The organism is Enterococcus asini ATCC 700915, assembly GCF_000407365.1.
Lineage (GTDB): Bacteria > Bacillota > Bacilli > Lactobacillales > Enterococcaceae > Enterococcus_C > Enterococcus_C asini.
In genome coordinates this window covers 1826570-1843590 of record NZ_ASVU01000001.1, presented here as the reverse complement: position 1 = coordinate 1843590, position 17021 = coordinate 1826570, and the positions used below count along the sequence as shown (strand labels likewise).

General features: G+C 43.7%; 18 protein-coding genes. 3 read left to right on the top strand and 15 right to left on the bottom strand.

All coding sequences use genetic code 11. The features are described 5' to 3' along the window. Positions 1–4: 4 nt before the first annotated feature. Complete coding sequence (locus I579_RS08895) at positions 5–907, bottom strand: SGNH/GDSL hydrolase family protein (RefSeq protein WP_010753938.1); 903 nt, start codon at positions 905–907, stop codon at positions 5–7. A 176-nt stretch (positions 908–1083) separates the two neighbouring features. Then, the gene (locus I579_RS08890) at positions 1084–1926 is read right to left on the bottom strand and encodes a DegV family protein (protein ID WP_010753939.1); all 843 of its coding nucleotides are present in this window, start codon (positions 1924–1926) and stop codon (positions 1084–1086) included. 123 nt (positions 1927–2049) lie between these two features. Here I579_RS08890 and trhA point away from each other — a divergent pair, with 123 nt between their 5' ends. Beyond that, positions 2050–2700 carry a PAQR family membrane homeostasis protein TrhA gene (gene trhA, locus I579_RS08885; protein ID WP_010753940.1) on the top strand — a complete coding sequence of 217 codons (651 nt, stop codon included), beginning with the start codon at positions 2050–2052 and terminating at the stop codon, positions 2698–2700. Positions 2701–2767: 67 nt separating this feature from the next. Here the strand turns inward: trhA and I579_RS08880 are convergent, their stop codons facing one another. From I579_RS08880 to I579_RS08840, 9 genes are all read right to left on the bottom strand, one after another. Further along, positions 2768–3262 (bottom strand): dihydrofolate reductase, encoded by a 495-nt coding sequence (locus I579_RS08880; RefSeq protein ID WP_010753941.1) that lies wholly within the window; start codon positions 3260–3262, stop codon positions 2768–2770. Positions 3263–3275: 13 nt separating this feature from the next. Continuing rightward, entirely contained in the window at positions 3276–4223 is a 948-nt protein-coding gene (locus tag I579_RS08875; protein ID WP_010753942.1) for a thymidylate synthase, read from the bottom strand. Positions 4224–4242: 19 nt separating this feature from the next. Further along, positions 4243–6141 carry an ABC-F family ATP-binding cassette domain-containing protein gene (locus tag I579_RS08870; protein WP_010753943.1) on the bottom strand — a complete coding sequence of 633 codons (1899 nt, stop codon included), beginning with the start codon at positions 6139–6141 and terminating at the stop codon, positions 4243–4245. 215 nt (positions 6142–6356) lie between these two features. Then, positions 6357–8483, bottom strand: coding sequence for a penicillin-binding transpeptidase domain-containing protein (locus tag I579_RS08865; protein ID WP_010753944.1), 2127 nt, complete (start codon positions 8481–8483; stop codon positions 6357–6359). Between the two features lie 290 nt (positions 8484–8773). After that, complete coding sequence (locus I579_RS08860; RefSeq protein WP_010753945.1) at positions 8774–10024, bottom strand: LCP family glycopolymer transferase; 1251 nt, start codon at positions 10022–10024, stop codon at positions 8774–8776. A 219-nt stretch (positions 10025–10243) separates the two neighbouring features. After that, on the bottom strand, positions 10244–10444 hold the full coding sequence (locus tag I579_RS08855; protein ID WP_010753946.1) for a cold-shock protein: 201 nt from the start codon (positions 10442–10444) through the stop codon (positions 10244–10246). A gap of 77 nt (positions 10445–10521) precedes the next feature. Then, on the bottom strand, positions 10522–11010 hold the full coding sequence (locus I579_RS08850) for a GNAT family N-acetyltransferase (protein WP_010753947.1): 489 nt from the start codon (positions 11008–11010) through the stop codon (positions 10522–10524). Between the two features lie 76 nt (positions 11011–11086). Then, positions 11087–11686, bottom strand: coding sequence for a superoxide dismutase (locus I579_RS08845; RefSeq protein WP_010753948.1), 600 nt, complete (start codon positions 11684–11686; stop codon positions 11087–11089). Positions 11687–11798: 112 nt separating this feature from the next. After that, a complete protein-coding gene (locus tag I579_RS08840; protein WP_010753949.1) occupies positions 11799–12230 on the bottom strand; it encodes a GtrA family protein in 432 nt (143 codons plus the stop codon). A gap of 171 nt (positions 12231–12401) precedes the next feature. Here I579_RS08840 and I579_RS08835 point away from each other — a divergent pair, with 171 nt between their 5' ends. Continuing rightward, positions 12402–13217, top strand: a complete 816-nt coding sequence (locus I579_RS08835; protein WP_010753950.1) for a DUF1189 domain-containing protein — start codon at positions 12402–12404, stop codon at positions 13215–13217. Between the two features lie 83 nt (positions 13218–13300). Then, complete coding sequence (locus I579_RS08830; RefSeq protein ID WP_010753951.1) at positions 13301–14245, top strand: NAD(P)-dependent oxidoreductase; 945 nt, start codon at positions 13301–13303, stop codon at positions 14243–14245. Positions 14246–14257: 12 nt separating this feature from the next. On the opposite strand, the gene I579_RS08825 is transcribed toward I579_RS08830, so the two are convergent. The 4 genes from I579_RS08825 to I579_RS08810 form a co-directional block, all read right to left on the bottom strand. Beyond that, the gene (locus tag I579_RS08825; RefSeq protein WP_010753952.1) at positions 14258–15208 is read right to left on the bottom strand and encodes a glycosyltransferase family 2 protein; all 951 of its coding nucleotides are present in this window, start codon (positions 15206–15208) and stop codon (positions 14258–14260) included. Between the two features lie 62 nt (positions 15209–15270). Next, positions 15271–15588 carry a HesB/YadR/YfhF family protein gene (locus I579_RS08820; RefSeq protein WP_010753953.1) on the bottom strand — a complete coding sequence of 106 codons (318 nt, stop codon included), beginning with the start codon at positions 15586–15588 and terminating at the stop codon, positions 15271–15273. A 12-nt stretch (positions 15589–15600) separates the two neighbouring features. Continuing rightward, complete coding sequence (locus tag I579_RS08815; RefSeq protein ID WP_034810574.1) at positions 15601–16266, bottom strand: potassium channel family protein; 666 nt, start codon at positions 16264–16266, stop codon at positions 15601–15603. Positions 16267–16368: 102 nt separating this feature from the next. Further along, positions 16369–16998 (bottom strand): response regulator transcription factor, encoded by a 630-nt coding sequence (locus tag I579_RS08810; RefSeq protein WP_010753955.1) that lies wholly within the window; start codon positions 16996–16998, stop codon positions 16369–16371. Between the last annotated feature and the right edge of the window lie 23 nt (positions 16999–17021).

Genomic DNA, 17021 nt, shown 5'->3' with positions numbered 1-17021 from the left:
GTCTTCAGTCCTTTTCTAGCCAATCTGCTTGGGTTTTAATCAGTTCATCCCGCAGTGCGTTGGCCATTAATTGATAGCCAATGTTGTTTGGGTGGAAATTGTCCTCTTCATAGAGCACGTTGTTTGCCAAACCCAGCTCACTACCCCCACTTGAATCCGTGGTGCTCGTTGTTTTGTCCAAGTTGCTCTCGATTCCCACTTTTTGATCTAAGCCTTGGTAAAGCAAGTCGTTTATCGGGATAAAATACGTGTGTTCAAAGCTTTCCACGGTTTCTTTGGTCGCTTCATTCCAATCATCCACGATAGTTTGCATGTCCTCAATATCAGGGAAATTCAAATAAAAAGGATTGTAAATGCCCATCATGTAAATTGGAGCACTGGCATTTAAGTCGCGAATCTCGGTCAGCAATGTTTCAATGCGCTGGGTGTATTTGGTGCGAGGTTTGACAAATTTTTTCACCGTTAACGAAAAGAAATTGTCTTGGAAGACTTTCATCAAGTCATTGCCCCCCACGGTTAAAGAGATAAAGTCGGCATCCTTCAAACTCTTGCGAAGCTTCTCGTCTTCTCTCAGGCGCTTTAAAATCTGGGTGCTACGATCTCCTGAGACGCCATAGTTATCTACTTCAATGCTACTTAGATTGTAGCGAGACTGGAGATCTTCGGCCACGATTGGGACAAAGCCCCCTCGTTCACTTTGATCACCAACTCCTTCTGTTAGCGAATCCCCTAAGGCCACATAATGGAGATGAATCGCCCCGGCCTCTGCTTTTTTCGTTGGTTCCAAAATCGGTTGCGCCGCGGGAAACAATCGGTTGAGGGTGGCATACACTAAAATAACGGCAATGACGACTAAAATCCCTTGCCAAAGCCAGTTGAAAACTCGGTTTGCTGTCAAGCGCTTCATGGGGCGCCTCCTTTCGGCTATTCAGCTTAATAGTTTGTTGTTAGTGTAGCAAAAAAAGCGTGGGTTTTGGGTCCTTTTTCGAAAATTTTTCAGAGAAATTACTTTAAAGAATGACAAATTGAAGTAGTAAAAAACCGAAGCACCAAGGCTTCGGTTTTTCCCTTTAAAAAGGAAAATTAATCTAAGTAGTAGGTAATGGCAAAAGCACCTTTACCAGTATGGGTAGCAATGATTGGCGTCGTCTGCAACACCGGAATGTGCATCCCCGGGAACAAGGCTTCTAATTCTTTTTTAAAGCCTTCTGCTAATTCCCAGGCATCCGCATGAGAAATGCCGATTTGTTTTACATTCGGTAGTTTTGTCAGTTCTGCTTTGAAACTCTCAAACCAGTTGGTGAAGGTCTTGTTACCGCGGCCTTTCACCACAGGAATCAATTCAGAATGGTCAAAGTCCATTACAATGCGCATGTTGAGGAAACTAGAAAGTAAGCCTGTCGCCCGGCTAATGCGCCCGCCTTTCACCAGATTATTTAAAGAAGACAAGCCGATAAACAATTTCGTATTGTCGGAAATTTCTTTGACTTTTGCCAAAATTTCTGGCAATTCAGCCCCAGCTAGCGCCATTTCCGCTGCTCGAATCACTTGGAAGGACAAGCCTTGGTCCGTGGTATCGCTATCTAAAATGGTTACATTGGTTTTACTTAAGTTGCTTGCTTGACGAGCGGCTTCCACCGTACCACTTAAGCCTTTGGTCATGTGAATCGAAATTACCTGACTGCCATCTTTGCCCAGTTCGTCGTACAATTCCACAAACTCGCCAATCGGTGGTTGGCTCGTCTTCGGCAGTTCTTTGGCGCTACTCATCATTTCCATAAAACGAGCGCCAGACAAGTCATCATCGTCCCGATACAAGACGCCGTCGATCATCACTGATAAAGGTACCACATGGATATGCAAACGATCACGGACTTCCGTTTCCATGGTGCAGGAGGAATCCGTAACAATTTTAATTGATGTCATTTCATTCACTCTTCCTTTAAAAAAGCCCCCGAATAGTGTATAATGCGGGTAGCAGGTTGATATAATTCAGTATAACAGAGTGATTGGCTTTTCACCAACCAAAAAATAATGGAGGCTACGCAAATGAAAAAAATCCATTCGCGGAAGTATCAGATCCTCAATGAAGTGCTCAATGCAGTGACCCACGGCATCGGCTTTGGCTTAAGCGTGGCGGGGTTAGTGATTTTACTAATCAAAGGGGCGCGCCTCGGTTCAGCCGTGCACGTGGTTTCTTACGCCGTCTACGGCTCGATGATGATCCTTTTATTTTTGTTCTCCACCTTGTTTCACAGTCTGATTTTTACCAAGGCAAAAAAAGTCTTTCAAGTTTTTGATCACGACTCGATCTTTCTTTTAATAGCCGGCAGCTACACCCCTTACTGTCTCTTAAGTGTCAGAGGGTGGCTGGGCTGGACCTTGTTTGGTGCTATTTGGGCCATGGCCATTGGGGGCATTGTTTACAAGTCCCTTACCTTACACAAAAAAGAAACAGTCTCGAAGATTTCCACTACTATTTATATCTTTATGGGGTGGCTATGTTTGGCCGCCGGACCGAGTCTTTACGCTTCATTGGGCAGTGTGGGCTTTTGGTTACTGGTTGCCGGGGGCGTTTCTTATACCTTAGGCGCTGTGATTTACAGCATTAAAACGATTCCCTTTAACCATGTGATCTGGCATTTGTTCGTTATGTTAGGCGCCGGCTTTATGTACTTCTCGATTTTGCTTTATACCTAAAAGACAGATAAAAAAACTCGAGCTGACTAGTTCGAGTTTTTTTGTGCATTATTTAAGCCAATAACAACTATCTTTTTTGCCACATTTCAAAATGATGGGGATAATGGTTCTTCTCGTCGACTGCCCCTGGTCGTGTTTCCACCAAGCGATAGCCACTAAAATCAAAATCCGGGAAATAAGTATCCCCTTGAAATTCCCCTTCAATCACCGTGCGCAAAAGCACATCGTAATAAGGTTCAAAAGCTTTGTATACTTGCGCCCCACCAGCAATGTAAACCGGTGTTTCAGCGGCTTTTGCATAATCTAAAACTTCGCTTATCTGATGCATGACTTGAACATTAGCATCGGTTACTTGATAGGAGTGGTCACTGGTCAACAAAAGCGTCTTGCGCTTGGGTAGTGCGCGACTGCCCATGCCTTCAAAGGATTTTCGTCCCATGACGATGGTCTTGCCCAAGGTTTGCTCTTTAAAGTACTGTAAGTCCGCAGGCAAATGCCAAGGCAAATGTCCTGCTTGGCCGATTAAGCCGTCTTCTGCTTGGGCCCAAATGGCAATCAACATCCCAAATTCCTCCTTATACCGCAATCGGGGCTTTGATACTTGGATATGGATCGTAGCCTTCGATCGTAATATCTTCCATCTCAAAATCAAAGACAGAGTGTTTTTCCTCATTCAAGACCAGTTTTGGCAAAGCCCGAGGTGTCCGGCTCAATTGCTCTTTCATTTGGTCCAAGTGATTGTTATACAAATGAGCGTCTCCCAAAGTATGGATAAACTCGCCTACTTCTAGACCAGTTTCCCGGGCGATTAAGTGGGTCAATAGCGCATAACTAGCGATATTAAAGGGCACCCCTAGAAAAACATCCCCGCTTCGTTGATACAATTGGCAAGAAAGTTTGCCGTCATTTACATAAAATTGGAACATTGTATGACAAGGTGGCAATGCCATAGAAGGAACGTCTTCGGGATTCCAAGCAGAGACGATTAAGCGCCGAGAATCAGGTGTGGTTTTGATCATCTCGATGACATTTTGCAACTGATCGATAAAACCGCCATCTTTTGTTTCCCAATGACGCCACTGGGAGCCGTAAATATTCCCTAAATCCCCATATTTTTGGGCAAAATCTTCATCGGCTAAGATTTTCTCACAGAACCGCTTGCTCTCTGCTTGATATTTTTCATTGAACTCTGGATCGACTAATGAACGACGACCAAAGTCTGTCATGTCTGGCCCTTGGTAATCATCACTTGCCACATAACGTTGAAAGGCCCATTCATCCCAAATGTGGTTATTGTGCTGTAAGAGATAACGGATATTGGTATCTCCTTTTAAAAACCATAACAACTCGCTTTTAATCAAACCAAACGGTACCCGCTTAGTGGTCAATAAAGGAAAGCCTTCCGTCAAGTTAAAACGCATTTGATAACCAAAGATACTATGGGTCCCTGTCCCCGTACGGTCTTCTTTCACGTGGCCTTCCTCGATTAATTTTGCGCCTAAATCCAAATATGCTTGCTCCATTTTATTTCGTCCCTTCCAATCAATCTTCGGCAAATTCGCTTAAGTACTCCCAGCGATTCATCTTTTCTTCTAGTTGGGTCTCCACTGTGTTCAGTTGATTTTGCAACTCTTGTAGTTTGGTAAAATCAGAACCTTGGTTATTCATCCCCGCCGTGAGCGTCTCAACTTGTGCTTCTAAGTCAGCAATCTCATCTTCTATGGTAGCCCATTCCTTTTGCTCCATGTATGTGAGTTTTTGCTTTGGTTTATTGGCAGCCGGTGCAGCTGCTTCTACGGTTTTAACTGGTGTCGGTTTTGCTACTTCTGGCGTTACTTCCGGCGCTTTTTCCAAATAATCCATAATCGAACCGTAATAGCGGTCGATTTCCCCTTGGCCTTCAAAGATCAAGAGTTTTTCTGCCACCTTATCCAAAAAGTAGCGATCATGGCTGACCGTAATCACTGCCCCAGGGAAGTTTTGCAAATAGTCTTCCAAAATCGTCAGCGTCGCGATATCTAAGTCATTCGTCGGCTCATCCAGTAAGAGCACATTTGGCTGGCTGATCAATAGCTTCAGCAAGAATAACCGTCGACGTTCCCCACCGGAAAGCTTGCTGATCAGACTTCCATGAGTATGGCGTGGAAATAAGAAACGTTCCAACAGCTCGGCCACAGAAATACTGGTGCCATCTTTTTGCTTCGCTTCTTCTGCCACTTCTTGAAGATAGGCGATCACCCGCTGATCCTCTTTAATCGGTTCCGTCAATTGGGTATAGTAGGCGATTCGTACGGTTTCTCCCACGATTAAAGTCCCACTATCTAAAGCCAGTTGGCCTGCCAAAATATTCAAGAGTGTGGACTTGCCGGCGCCGTTTTCCCCGGTAATCCCAATACGATCCCGGGCTTGAACCAGTAGGTCAAAGTTTTTTAAAATAACTTTTTCATCAAAACGATAGTTGCCCTCTTTGATTTCTAGAACTTGTTTCCCCAACCGTTTCGTCGTCAATTCCATTGCCACTTGCTCGTCGGTTTGGACTTGATTTAAGTTTTCCTTCAAGTCTTCAAAGCGATGAATCCGGGCTTGTTGTTTCGTGGTCCGAGCTTTGGCTCCTGCTCGCATCCAGGCTAATTCTTGCTTGTACAACTGTTGTCGTTTTTCTTCTTGTTGGATCGCTTGGCGTTCTCTCTCGGCTTTGGCCACTACATAGTCCTCGTAGTTACCTTTGTATTCGATCAATTGTCCATGGGAAAGTTCAAAAATGCGATTGGTCACTCGATCCAAGAAGTAGCGATCGTGAGTCACCATTAATAAAGCCCCGCGATATTGGCGCAAATACCCTTCTAACCATTGAATCGCCTGATAGTCCAGATGGTTCGTAGGCTCATCTAAGAGTAAAAGATCCGGCTCTTGAATCAAAACTTGTGCCAGACCCACCCGTTTCTTTTGGCCCCCAGAAAGTTCTTTGATCTTCTGATTGATCTGGGTAATGCCCAGTTTTTGCAAAATCGTCTTGGCATTGGTATCCACTAGCCAGGCGTCTTGCTCATTCATAGCTTCTTCGGCTCTGGCATAGGCCTTTTGATTTTCCGGATTATCCCCGGCTTCAGCTAAAGCGAGTAACGCCTGTTCGTAGCGCCGTACCGTTTGAATCATCGGCGCGTCCCCTTGAAAGACACTTTCCAAAACCGTGAGCTCTTCGGGAAAATCAGTTTCCTGGGTCAAATAACCAATTTGATAGTCCCCGGCTTTTTGAATATAGGTCACATCTCCATCACCGGCATCTAGTTCCGCCAAGATTTTTAATAAGCTCGATTTTCCCGTACCATTGACCCCAATCAAGCCGATACGATCTTTTTCATGAATCAAAAAGGAGATATCCTGAAAAAGTGTCTTTTCCCCATAGGTTTTTGTCAGACCGATTACTTTCAATTCCTGCATTGATTCCGCCATCCTTCGCTTTTATTCACTTGGGTTATTGTAACACAAAGCCTGCCTGTCACACCATACAATAAAAAGCAAAGCTGCCAGCCTGATTGCCATAAACCCAAAAGTTAAACGCTCAAAAAAAGACTCAAGCCACCCGAATTATCTCGGGTAATCTTGAGTCTTTGTTGTGCTAATTTTGTAACTTACTGAGTGGAGCACTCACCTTTTTAGTTTGCCATAAAAGTATCATAATAGGCATCCATGATTTCTTTAGCGATATCAGAGTTGATGTGTTGGTCTTCCCCGCTTAAGAACGGTAGGACCACGCTAATGGCAATTTGCGGGTCTTCCACGGGACCGTATGCCACGATGTTACTATTAATTGTCGTCACACCATAGGCCGTGGTTTCCGCCGTCCCGGTCTTAGCTGCCAAGGTCATCTTGGCCGAAGCCAATTTGGTCGCCGTAGTAAAGGCATCATGTCCGTGAACTGCATCATAAAACCCGTCTTGGATGATTTTCATCTGATCACTACTTAAATCCACAGTATCTTGAACAGTGGGTTCAATGGATTTGATCAATGAACCTAAGTTGCCTTCCTCATCATTGCCATAAATTCCTCGTACCACGTGAGGTTGGACTTTCTTGCCCCCATTGGCAATCGTTGACACGTATTGAGCCAGTTGCATCGGCGTATAGGTATCAAACTGCCCAAAGGCCGTATCCAGGATTTTCCCCCCGTCTTCTACCGGATCCAAATTTCGGACTGCTGTTTGAATCCCTGGTGATTCATTTGGCAAATCGATTCCAGTCTTTTGTCCCAGGCCAAATTCTGCCATGGCATTGCGCAATTCAGCGTAAATTGGACCTTGTTGAGAGGTACTCATGATACTCATGTTATTGGAGTAGCTAGTGTTCATCATCTTTAAGACTACTTGCACCATGTACGAGTTGGAGGAAATTTCCAAGGCTTTTTGGGCATTTAAACTACGGTTAGCCGAGCCATCTTTGTTGTAGATGGACGCTTTCACCGGAGTACCTTGGATGTATAACGGCTGATCGTACAAGACCTCATTGCCGTTTAATGCCCCACTTTGCCAACCGGCCGCTAACGTCCCTGCCTTCACGACGGACCCGGGAACAAAGGCAGAAGTAATCGTGCCCAGCGCATTTTCGGATAATTCTTTGGAGTCTTTTTCGTGGGTGAAACCGGCCATGGCTAAGACACCCCCGGTTTTGGGATCCATCGCCACTGCGTAGACCCCAGGAGATACCGCCGCTTTTCCATTTTCGATTAACACTTGGTAATTTCGTTGCAAGATTTCTTCGACTTTTTTCTGGAACTCCGTATTAATCGTCAAAACCAAGTTATTCCCTTTAGCACCGGCAAAGGTTTCTTTTTGAGAAGAAACATTGCCACTGCGATCCAAGGTGATTTCCGCTTGGGACTTGGTACCTTGCAAGACGTCTTCGTATTGCTTTTCTAAATAACTAGTTCCCACTCGGTCATTGCTAGCATATCCTTTTGCCAGATATTCTTCCGCATCTTCTTTTTGCAGGCCGTTTGTCGAGACCGTCCCCAAGATACTTTTAATGGAGCCGTCAGCGGTGTACTCTCTGGACCAGTCTGTTCCCGTGGAGACTCCGGCCAGTTCAGCGGAATGTTCTGCCACCGTCGCCAATTCCTCGTCGGTGACTCCACTATTTTTGATAAACACCGTGTTCAGAGCCGTCGCACTGTTCATGGTCGTAAAAATTGTGGTTTCTTTCAATGCTTCCTCATCAAAAGCCAGTTCTTCATCCTTCACTTGGGCTAATACCAAAGCGTATTCCTGGCTGTTGTCACTGGCGATTTTCTTTAAGTCTTCATCGCTCAAGCGTTTGTAGGCTTTTTGGAAATTGTCCTTATCCGCCAACCAGAAATCGGCTTTATCCCGTTTTCCCAATTCCGCATCTCTTAGTTTTGCCGGAATCTCAATGGCAATCAACTTGTTCAACTTCACCGCCAAGTCCCGCAAATCTTGCGCGGTCATTTGGTTGCCTCGAGTAAAAGTAATCGCCGCATTGGCTTTATTGGTCACCAAGGCTTTTCCCGTGGCATCATAAATGATCCCCCTAGGACTAGAATTGCTCACCGTAATCGTAGAAGAAGATTTCAGTTGATGGGTAATATTTTCCCCATTAACGATTTGCAAATACCCTAGCTGTCCAATCAGTGCAATGAACAACGCAAAAATTATAAAAAACAAAAAATTTAAACGGAAGGGAATATGTGAGCGACGACCGCCTGCTCCTTGCTCATTTTTTGTGCCGTTGCCATTTTTTCGTAAAAAATTTAATCGCTTTTTATCCATGCCCATTTCCTTCCAAACAGAGTTTCTTCGTATCATTCTATCAAAGTTCCACCATTCGCGCAGTAAAAATCCCCATCTATAGAAATTCTTTTAAACTTTCCGCTACTTGTTTCACAGAACAGATGAGAAATCTCATTTATCTTCTCCAAAAAGGACCACTTCCTTGTTTTCATCATGGTTTCATTTTCATCTTCCGTGAAACATCCCTAGATAAATCAAAAATTGTGGACAACTTCCTGTGGAGAACCGAGGCAAAGAAAAAAGACAGGCCGCAGCACTGTCTTCTCTTCCTAGTAGGCTTCACTGTATTGATTGCCCTCGTCGTATTGATCATCGGTATACTGATCTTCTGTATAACCCTCATTGTAGTCCGTGTCGTAATCACTATCATAGTCCTCGGAATAATCGGAATCGTAATCAGCGGCGTAATCAGTACTGGATTCTTCATCATAGTCACTGTAGCTCTCCTCTGAATCCCCGGAGTAGCCCGCAGCATTTCCATAATACTCCATGGTTCCTGTGTCTTCATTGTAAAACATGTAATCTGCATAACCTGAAGTGTATTCGTCACCTACTGGCAAAGCTTCACTAGTGGCAATTCCTAATTGTTCTTTTAAAGTATTTTGGGTTTCAAGTAAGCTTGAAGCACTTAAGAATTGATAGTAAATGCTGTTGTATAATTGTCCTTCTCCTTGCAACTGCAACGGTACGACATTTTTCAAGGCATTTTGATACCCGTTGGCCACATCTAGCATATCATCCCAGGTTAAGTCGGTCTTGGTGTTCTTTTCCACGGCCTTCAAGATTTTTTGATAGTTTGTAACGGTATCTAAAGACATCACTTTATTGACGATCTTCTCGATTACTTCCCGTTGCCGTTTTTGGCGACCGATATCACCGTCTGGGTCTCCCATGCCGGTTGCTTCATCATACTTTCTAAAGCGGGAGTAAGCCAAGCCGGTTTCCCCATTTAGCGTATAGTCCGTATCCGCTTGGAGTTCCACCCCATCCAATTCGAAGTGATATTGGTTATGGACTTTAATCCCACCCACGGCATCGATCAAATCACTTAACCCTTGCATGTTAATGGTCACATAATGATCCAAGGGAATATCCAAAAGATTTTCCACGGAATCCATGGCCATTTCCACACCACCAAATGCATAGGCGTGGTTTAGCTTATCCATAGCGCCGCCTTGGTGCCCGACGATTTTCGTATAAATATCGCGGTCCAAACTCAGCATGGTTGTTTGCTTTTTCTTTGGATTAACGGTGACCACAATCATGGTATCCGAACGTCCCTGCTCAGTTCGACCCTTTGCCCCAGTATCCAACCCTAAAAGAAGGATGGAAAAAGGATCAGTGGCATCAATGTTCACGGCAGTTTTCCGCTTAGTTGAATCCCGATCAATTTCTTCGACGATATTGTCAAAGGTGGAGTTTGCATCATAATAGACTTTTAATCCATAGGCTGTGACTCCGGCAACCACCAGTGTGATCACACCTAAAATCCCAATGATGACTTTTTGCCATGTACGCATAGGACACCTCATCTGCTTAATTGTAAATTATCTGAATAACGTTTAAATTTTGCCACACTTCGCCACCGTCAGCAATTGCAACTTGTCTTTATTACAGAATCTTAACACTTTTGAAATAGGAATGAAACAGAACAACCCTTCTTTTACTCTTAAAAAAAGAGAGGAAACTTTTCAAAAGTCCCCTCTCCAGCTGATTTGTCGAAACCTGTCAACTTTTGATTATAATTTCGTCACTTCAGCAGCTTGAGGTCCCCGTTCGCCTTCAACGATTGTGAATTCTACGTCTTGACCTTCTTCAAGAGATTTGAAGCCATCACCTTGGATTGCTGAGAAATGTACGAATACATCGTCGCCCCCATCGGTAGTGATAAAACCAAACCCTTTTTCGTTGTTGAACCATTTCACTTTTCCGTGTTCCATTGCGTGTAGCCTCCAAAAAAATAATGTCCGATTTTCACCGGTGCTATTATTATATCGAATCTTGGAAGCGATGACAATTATTTTTCGAAAATATAATCTGCCATCACTAAACCCGGGGCAATCATCACTTCTTCTTGGCCCACAATTTGAAAGCTTTGATGCTGATAAACAGCGATGGCATTGGCGTTATTCTGATTTACTCGAAGTTGCTGGCGGCGATTGCTTTCTTTAGCCAAATCATCATACCAAGTAAAGATTTCCCGCATAAAACCTTGCCCCCGCGCTTTTTCATGTAAGTAGAGTTTGCTGATATACAAAATTCCCGGTTTCACCAAGGAATACGCCGTATACCCTACCATCTTTCCATCTTCTTGAACCAAGGTAAAATACCGCGCTCCCGCTTGAATCTCTACCCAAATTGTCCCTGGTGATTGATATTCTTGTAACATCTGCTCCACTTGTTTTGCCCCAATCATCCCAGTGAATACCTCCCGCCAGATTTCCGCTACTAAAGGAAATAATTCCATCACCTGAGCTTGATTTGTCACCGGTACCCGCTTTAACATCCCTTTCACTCCCCCAAAATAAAAAATGGTGGAAAACAATTGTTTTCCACCACTTTAGTTTAATCGATTTTTAGGCTTAAGCAAAGAGTTCGTTAACTTTATCCCAGTTAACCAAGTTCCAGAAAGCTTCGATATAATCAGGACGAACATTTTTGTATTTCAAGTAATACGCGTGTTCCCACACGTCTAAACCTAAAATTGGCTTTTTGCCTTCAGATAAAGGTGAATCTTGATTAGCCGTTGACATGATCGCTAATTTGTCACCGTCTTTAACTAACCATGCCCAACCGGAACCAAAACGTCCAGTAGCTGCTGTTTTGAACTCCGCTTTCATGGTATCGAAATCCCCAAAAGCCGCGTCGATTGCGTCTTTCACAGGTCCAGTAGGTGCTCCACCGGCATTTGGTGCGAGGATTTCCCAGAAGAAGCTGTGGTTCGCATGGCCACCACCATTGTTGCGTACGGCAGTCTTAATGTCTTCTGGTAAGCTGTCAAGATCAGCAATCAATGCTTCCACTGATTTGTCCCCTAATTCTGGGTGTTTTTCAATGGCTGCGTTTAAGTTAGAAACATAGGTTGCGTGATGCTTGTCATGATGCAAGTGCATCGTTTCTGTATCAAAATACGGTTCTAAAGCATCGTAAGCATAAGGTAGATCTGGTACTGTAAACGTCATGTGAACCCCTCCGAAATAGTTTATTTTCCTTACATGTAAACAGTATCAGAGAAGCGGCCTTTCATCAAAAGATATGCCTAGGGGAATGTTTCTTTTTTAGTGGCAAACTGTATTACTCCTCTTGACCACCAGTAAAGATCAACCACTTGCTAAAAAGATAGTTTGCTACTACTACTAGCACTTGGCTGACAATTTTGGCCAGGAGATCTCCTGAATGAAAAACTTGAACGAGAAGCAACATACTGCCCATATCCAAGAAGTAGGACAATGCCCGATAAAACACGAACTTACCAAATTCTTGTAAATAGGCCGCTACCCCTTCTGTGCGAGAACGAAAAACCCAACGCTTATTCGTGACGAAGGCGAAAAGCACAGACAAAATCCAAGCCAATGAATTGCTAATGACTAGCCCTGCATGAAAAACTTCTCGAGCACAAAAAAAGACAATCAAATTGACTAAAGTGGTCAAACCACCAAAGAAGAGATAAGTGAATACCTCCCACAAATTTCGCGTTTCTAAAAAGACTTGAAATTTCTTAAACAAACTTTTTGCCTCCTATAGGAATCATTTCATCCATATTTTTTCATGAATTCTACATGAAAAAGCTTTTATTAATCAGTTGTAATTCAATAATGCCTTCGCTACAATAGAGAGAACAGCAAGCGCGTGCTAAAGGCCTGCTTGTCACGATAATTAGTTAGGAGTAAACCAAATATGACCTTGCGTCAGCTATTCATTGCCTCGCTTTCTCGCTTTCAAGATCTCAAAAATGCCCGTCGACTTTCTTTTGGCAAAGTGGTCCTCTACTTACTTTGCTTAAGTCTTGTGATGGCAATTCCCATCACCGCTCAAATTTGGCAAGCTTTTCAAAACCTTCAGGCGGACACCCAAGAAATTGCCGCGAAAATTCCTGATTTTACAATCCAAGATGGGAAATTGACCACCGATGATGCTACTGAGGGATTTATCTATCAAACAGATTCCATCATCTTTACCTTCGATCCAGAGGGCAAACGCAATGCCAATGATATCGCCAAAGACCAACTTGGGAACTTTTTAAGCGTCGGCCTTTTGCCGGATAAAGTAGTCATTTCCATGCCTGCCACCAATCTTAGCACACAATTGTTAGGGAGTAATCAATTGGAGTTAAAATATAGTCAAGGCTTAACGTCATTGGATGGCGCCCATATTCGAGAGTACTTAGGTGAAAGTCGGATTCCCTGGTGGATTCTCGCTTTGAGCATCCTCATTTCCATTTATCCTGCTTTTATCAATCTTTTAATGACTGTTTTGATTAGTGCTTTCGGCGGTGTTATTATGATTGGTTTTCGGCGAGTCAGTCTCAGCTACTTTGAAACCTTGAAAATCTTGATTTTCTCCGCCACCTTACCAGTGATTTTATCGGTGATTGTCTCCTTATTGGTACCAAGCTTTGATACTTCGGTCTTTATTATCTTAGCTAGTTTATTCATCTTTAGCCAAGCGATTAAAGACCTGCCAAAGCGCCCTTTGCCAAATCAACCAAAATAGCCTAAAAGACATTTTTCGTTTCTGAAAAATGTCTTTTTTTACGTCCTTTGGTACACTGAAGAAAAGAACTAGGAGGCCTAAACATGAAATACATCTTATCCAAACGACCCTTTCGTAAAGAATTTCTCGATAGAATCGCTCAGATTGCTCCAGAATACCAGTTTGAAACCGATCCTGCCAATGTCGACTGGCAACAAGTTCAAATCACTGTAGGCTGGCAAAAGGACTGGGAAGAACAGCTCTTGACTCCAAACATCTCCTTAGCCTGGGTCCAGTCCCTATCCGCTGGGGTGGACACTTTACCTTTGGCGCAATTTCGAAAACAAGGGATTATTTTAAGCAACGCCAGTGGCATTCACACGCGTTCAATTACCGAACACGTTTTAGCCTGCCTCTTTATGGATGTGCGAGGATTCCCTAAAGCCATCGCCAATCAGCAAAAACACCTGTGGTCAGGCGTAGACATGCGCTACGGCTATCTCAGTGAACAAAAGATTTTGATCGTGGGTACCGGGGAAATCGGTCAAGAACTAGCCAAAAGCTTAGCTGCATTGAATATCACCACTACAGGCATCAATACGACTGGTCATAAGGCTGCGGGCTTTAGCAGAACCGCTCCCATTACTGAGTTGCCGACAGAAGCAGCTGAAGCAGATTATATTGTTAATATTTTGCCCTTAACTCCAGAAACCCACCATTTGTACAATCAACATTTTTTTGCCAATGTTAAGCCCAGTGCGGCCTTTCTCAACGTGGGTCGAGGAGCTAGCGTCGATACCCAAGCGCTAACCGACGCTTTACAACAAGACTACTTGCGTCAAGCATATCTAGATGTGGTAGAAGAAGAACCATTGGCGCCCGACCATCCTTTGTGGCAAATGGAAAACTGCTTGATTACCCCTCATATTTCCGGAATGACGCCCCATTTTGAAAAAGCTTTTATGGAAATCTTCTTGGAGAATTTGGAAGGGTTTGTTGGGGATGGCAAACTTTGGCGCAATCAAGTTACTTTAAAGGCTGGATACTAAAAAGAATGAGGCTCACGCCTCATTCTTTTTTTTCGTTAAATCCGCCTCTGTTTCTTTTACCAGATAGAGTGGTCGTTTTTTTGTTTCTAAAAATATTTTTCCAATATACTTACCGATGATGCCCAAACATAGTAATTGTAGCCCACCGACAAAAAGCATAATCGATACCATGGAAGGCCAACCGGCTGTTGGATCCCCATAGACCAGAGCACGAATTACAATAAAAAGTAATGCCAAGGCCGAACCAACACAAGACAAAGCTCCTACGATTGAAGCAATATTCAACGGTGCTTCGGAAAAATTCACTATGCCATCAATGGAGTAACGAAATAGGCTCCAAAAAGACCAAGAAGTTTCGCCAGCAACCCGTTCTCGATTTTCAAAGGACAGGTACTTTGTATTAAACCCCACCCAGCTGAAAATTCCTTTTGAAAAACGATTGTATTCCGTCAATTCCAATACAGCGTCCACCATTTGTCGGGTCATTAACCGAAAATCCCGAGCCCCATCGACCATTTCAGTTTGACCAGTTTTATTCACCAAACGATAAAATAGCTTCGCAAAAAAGCTTCGAATAGGAGGTTCTCCCGCTCGATCTTGGCGCCGAGTACCGATACAATCGTACTCTCCCGTTTCAATTAAGCGTAGCATCTCCGGTAAAAGTTCCGGTGGATCTTGTAAGTCCGCATCCATTACCGTAATCAGATCTCCTGTAGCTGCTTGTAAGCCAGCATAAAGCGCCGCCTCTTTGCCAAAGTTTCGTGAAAAAGAAATAAAGCGAAGGGATTTCGGGTATTGATAATATAAATCCTTAATAACTTGTAAGGTTTGATCCTTTGAACCATCATTAACAAAAATGTATTCTAACTCTTGGTGCATTTCTTGGTTCACTTCTTCTACTGCCTGGACAAACAAGGGCAAGGTCGCTTCCTCGTTATAACAAGGTACTATTATTGATAACATACAAGTTCCTCCATAAAAAAATTATAGCATATCAACGGAAATCACCGAAAAAAAAAGAGGCCTTACAGCCCCTTTTCTCGCTCTTCGCCATTTTCAGTAAACTCGTATTTCGGTTCTTTTAATTTTTCGTCGTAAGCAACTACTAAATCATAACCTTTAAAGAACCAGTCATCGGCTTCTTCGGCAAAGAATAAAATCCCTGCTTCTTTTGATTTCACGATTGGTTTTTCTGGAGTATCGATGGTCATCCCCACAGAAAAACCGTCATGGACTTGGGTCTTCCCATAAACTTTCCCAAAGAAACGGACGCCTTGACCTGTTGGAACCTCTACTTCGGCTTGAAACCAAGCCAATGCTTCCGGTGTCACTGTGATTTTCATCAAATTGCCTCCCTAGTCATTCATTTTATTGTCGAGAATATCTACGTCTTCTGTGGTACCGATTACCAGCAGATTGTCATTTTTTCGAACGATTTCATCGGCAGTCGGGGAAACGACCACTTTGCCGTCTGAGCGGCGGATGGCGACCACCGTTAAAGCAAAGCGCTGGCGGAAGTTTAATTCTAACAACGTTTTATCAAAGAAACGCGGATTGGATACGCGAATTTCTGCCATGGAATAGTCATCGGAGAGCTCCACATAGTCCAGAATATTTTTAGACACCAGATTGTGAGCAATTCGAATCCCCATATCTCGTTCCGGATGGACGACACGATCGGCGCCGATTTTCTCCAAAACACGGGCATGGTATTCATTTTGTGCTTTGGCCAATACGTCGGGTACACCCATTTCTTTCACCATTAAAGTTACCAAGATGGAGGCTTGGATGTCTTCGCCGATTGCCACGATAACGTGATCAAAATTACGGATTCCTAATGATTTCAGGGTCATTTCGTCTTGGGCATTGCCCACCACCGCATGAGTCGCGATATTCATGTATTCATTGACCCGATCTTCATTGTTATCGATGGCCAAAACCTCTTGACCGGATTCGATTAGCGTCCGACAGATACTTCCGCCAAAGCGGCCTAACCCGATGATTGCATAGTTCTGTTTCATGTTCTTCTCCTTTTCCACAGCCAACATTCTTCCTTCATCCTCGCTGTGTCCCTGTTCTTAAGTATAGCAAAGACCTCGCCAATTGACTATTGGCGAGGTCTTTTATTTGGCTAAGCCGTGTTTAAAGGCATAGATTGCCGCTTGCGTGCGGTCTTCTACTTCCAATTTCGATAAGATATTGGAAACATGAGTCTTAACCGTTTTTAAGGTGATGAAAAGTTCATCCGCGATTTCTTGGTTGCTCTTTCCTTGCGCGATTAACATCAAAATCTCTGCTTCTCGCTTGGTCAAATCCTCATGCAGAACTTGATAGCGACCGGTCATCTTGTCCATCATCTTGGTGGTGACTTCCGGTTCTAAGACTCGTTCTCCTCGCTGTGTCGCTCGGATGGCGTCGGCGATTTCATGAGCCGTGGAAGTCTTTAAAAGATACCCTGCCGCTCCTGCTTCAATGGCAGGATAAACTTTTTCATCATCGATAAAACTCGTGACGATCAAAATTTTGGCTTCCGGCCAATCTCGCAAAATCAACTGAGTGGACTCAATGCCATCCATCTCCTCCATCACTAAATCCATTAAAATCACATCTGGGCGCAATTCTAAAGCTTTCTCATAGCCAATGCGTCCGTTCTCAGCCTCACCCACTACTTCGATATCGTCTTGAATGGAAAGATAAGAAGAAACGCCCAATCGAACCATCTCGTGATCATCTACCAGTAATACCCGAATCATACCACACTCTCCTTTTTCTCTTC

Bases quoted from the DNA above. Each gene is read 5' to 3' on its own strand.
- I579_RS08825 (WP_010753952.1), bottom strand. From the start codon at position 15,208: ATGTTATCAATAATAGTACCTTGTTATAACGAGGAAGCGACCTTGCCC.
- I579_RS08895 (WP_010753938.1), bottom strand. From the start codon at position 907: ATGAAGCGCTTGACAGCAAACCGAGTTTTCAACTGGCTTTGGCAAGGG.
- trhA (WP_010753940.1), top strand. From the start codon at position 2,050: ATGAAAAAAATCCATTCGCGGAAGTATCAGATCCTCAATGAAGTGCTC.
- I579_RS08850 (WP_010753947.1), bottom strand. From the start codon at position 11,010: ATGTTAAAGCGGGTACCGGTGACAAATCAAGCTCAGGTGATGGAATTA.
- I579_RS08835 (WP_010753950.1), top strand. From the start codon at position 12,402: ATGACCTTGCGTCAGCTATTCATTGCCTCGCTTTCTCGCTTTCAAGAT.
- I579_RS08890 (WP_010753939.1), bottom strand. From the start codon at position 1,926: ATGACATCAATTAAAATTGTTACGGATTCCTCCTGCACCATGGAAACG.
- I579_RS08830 (WP_010753951.1), top strand. From the start codon at position 13,301: ATGAAATACATCTTATCCAAACGACCCTTTCGTAAAGAATTTCTCGAT.
- I579_RS08870 (WP_010753943.1), bottom strand. From the start codon at position 6,141: ATGCAGGAATTGAAAGTAATCGGTCTGACAAAAACCTATGGGGAAAAG.
- I579_RS08810 (WP_010753955.1), bottom strand. From the start codon at position 16,998: ATGATTCGGGTATTACTGGTAGATGATCACGAGATGGTTCGATTGGGC.
- I579_RS08860 (WP_010753945.1), bottom strand. From the start codon at position 10,024: ATGCGTACATGGCAAAAAGTCATCATTGGGATTTTAGGTGTGATCACA.
- I579_RS08880 (WP_010753941.1), bottom strand. From the start codon at position 3,262: ATGTTGATTGCCATTTGGGCCCAAGCAGAAGACGGCTTAATCGGCCAA.
- I579_RS08845 (WP_010753948.1), bottom strand. From the start codon at position 11,686: ATGACGTTTACAGTACCAGATCTACCTTATGCTTACGATGCTTTAGAA.
- I579_RS08815 (WP_034810574.1), bottom strand. From the start codon at position 16,266: ATGAAACAGAACTATGCAATCATCGGGTTAGGCCGCTTTGGCGGAAGT.
- I579_RS08820 (WP_010753953.1), bottom strand. From the start codon at position 15,588: ATGAAAATCACAGTGACACCGGAAGCATTGGCTTGGTTTCAAGCCGAA.
- I579_RS08855 (WP_010753946.1), bottom strand. From the start codon at position 10,444: ATGGAACACGGAAAAGTGAAATGGTTCAACAACGAAAAAGGGTTTGGT.
- I579_RS08865 (WP_010753944.1), bottom strand. From the start codon at position 8,483: ATGGATAAAAAGCGATTAAATTTTTTACGAAAAAATGGCAACGGCACA.
- I579_RS08875 (WP_010753942.1), bottom strand. From the start codon at position 4,223: ATGGAGCAAGCATATTTGGATTTAGGCGCAAAATTAATCGAGGAAGGC.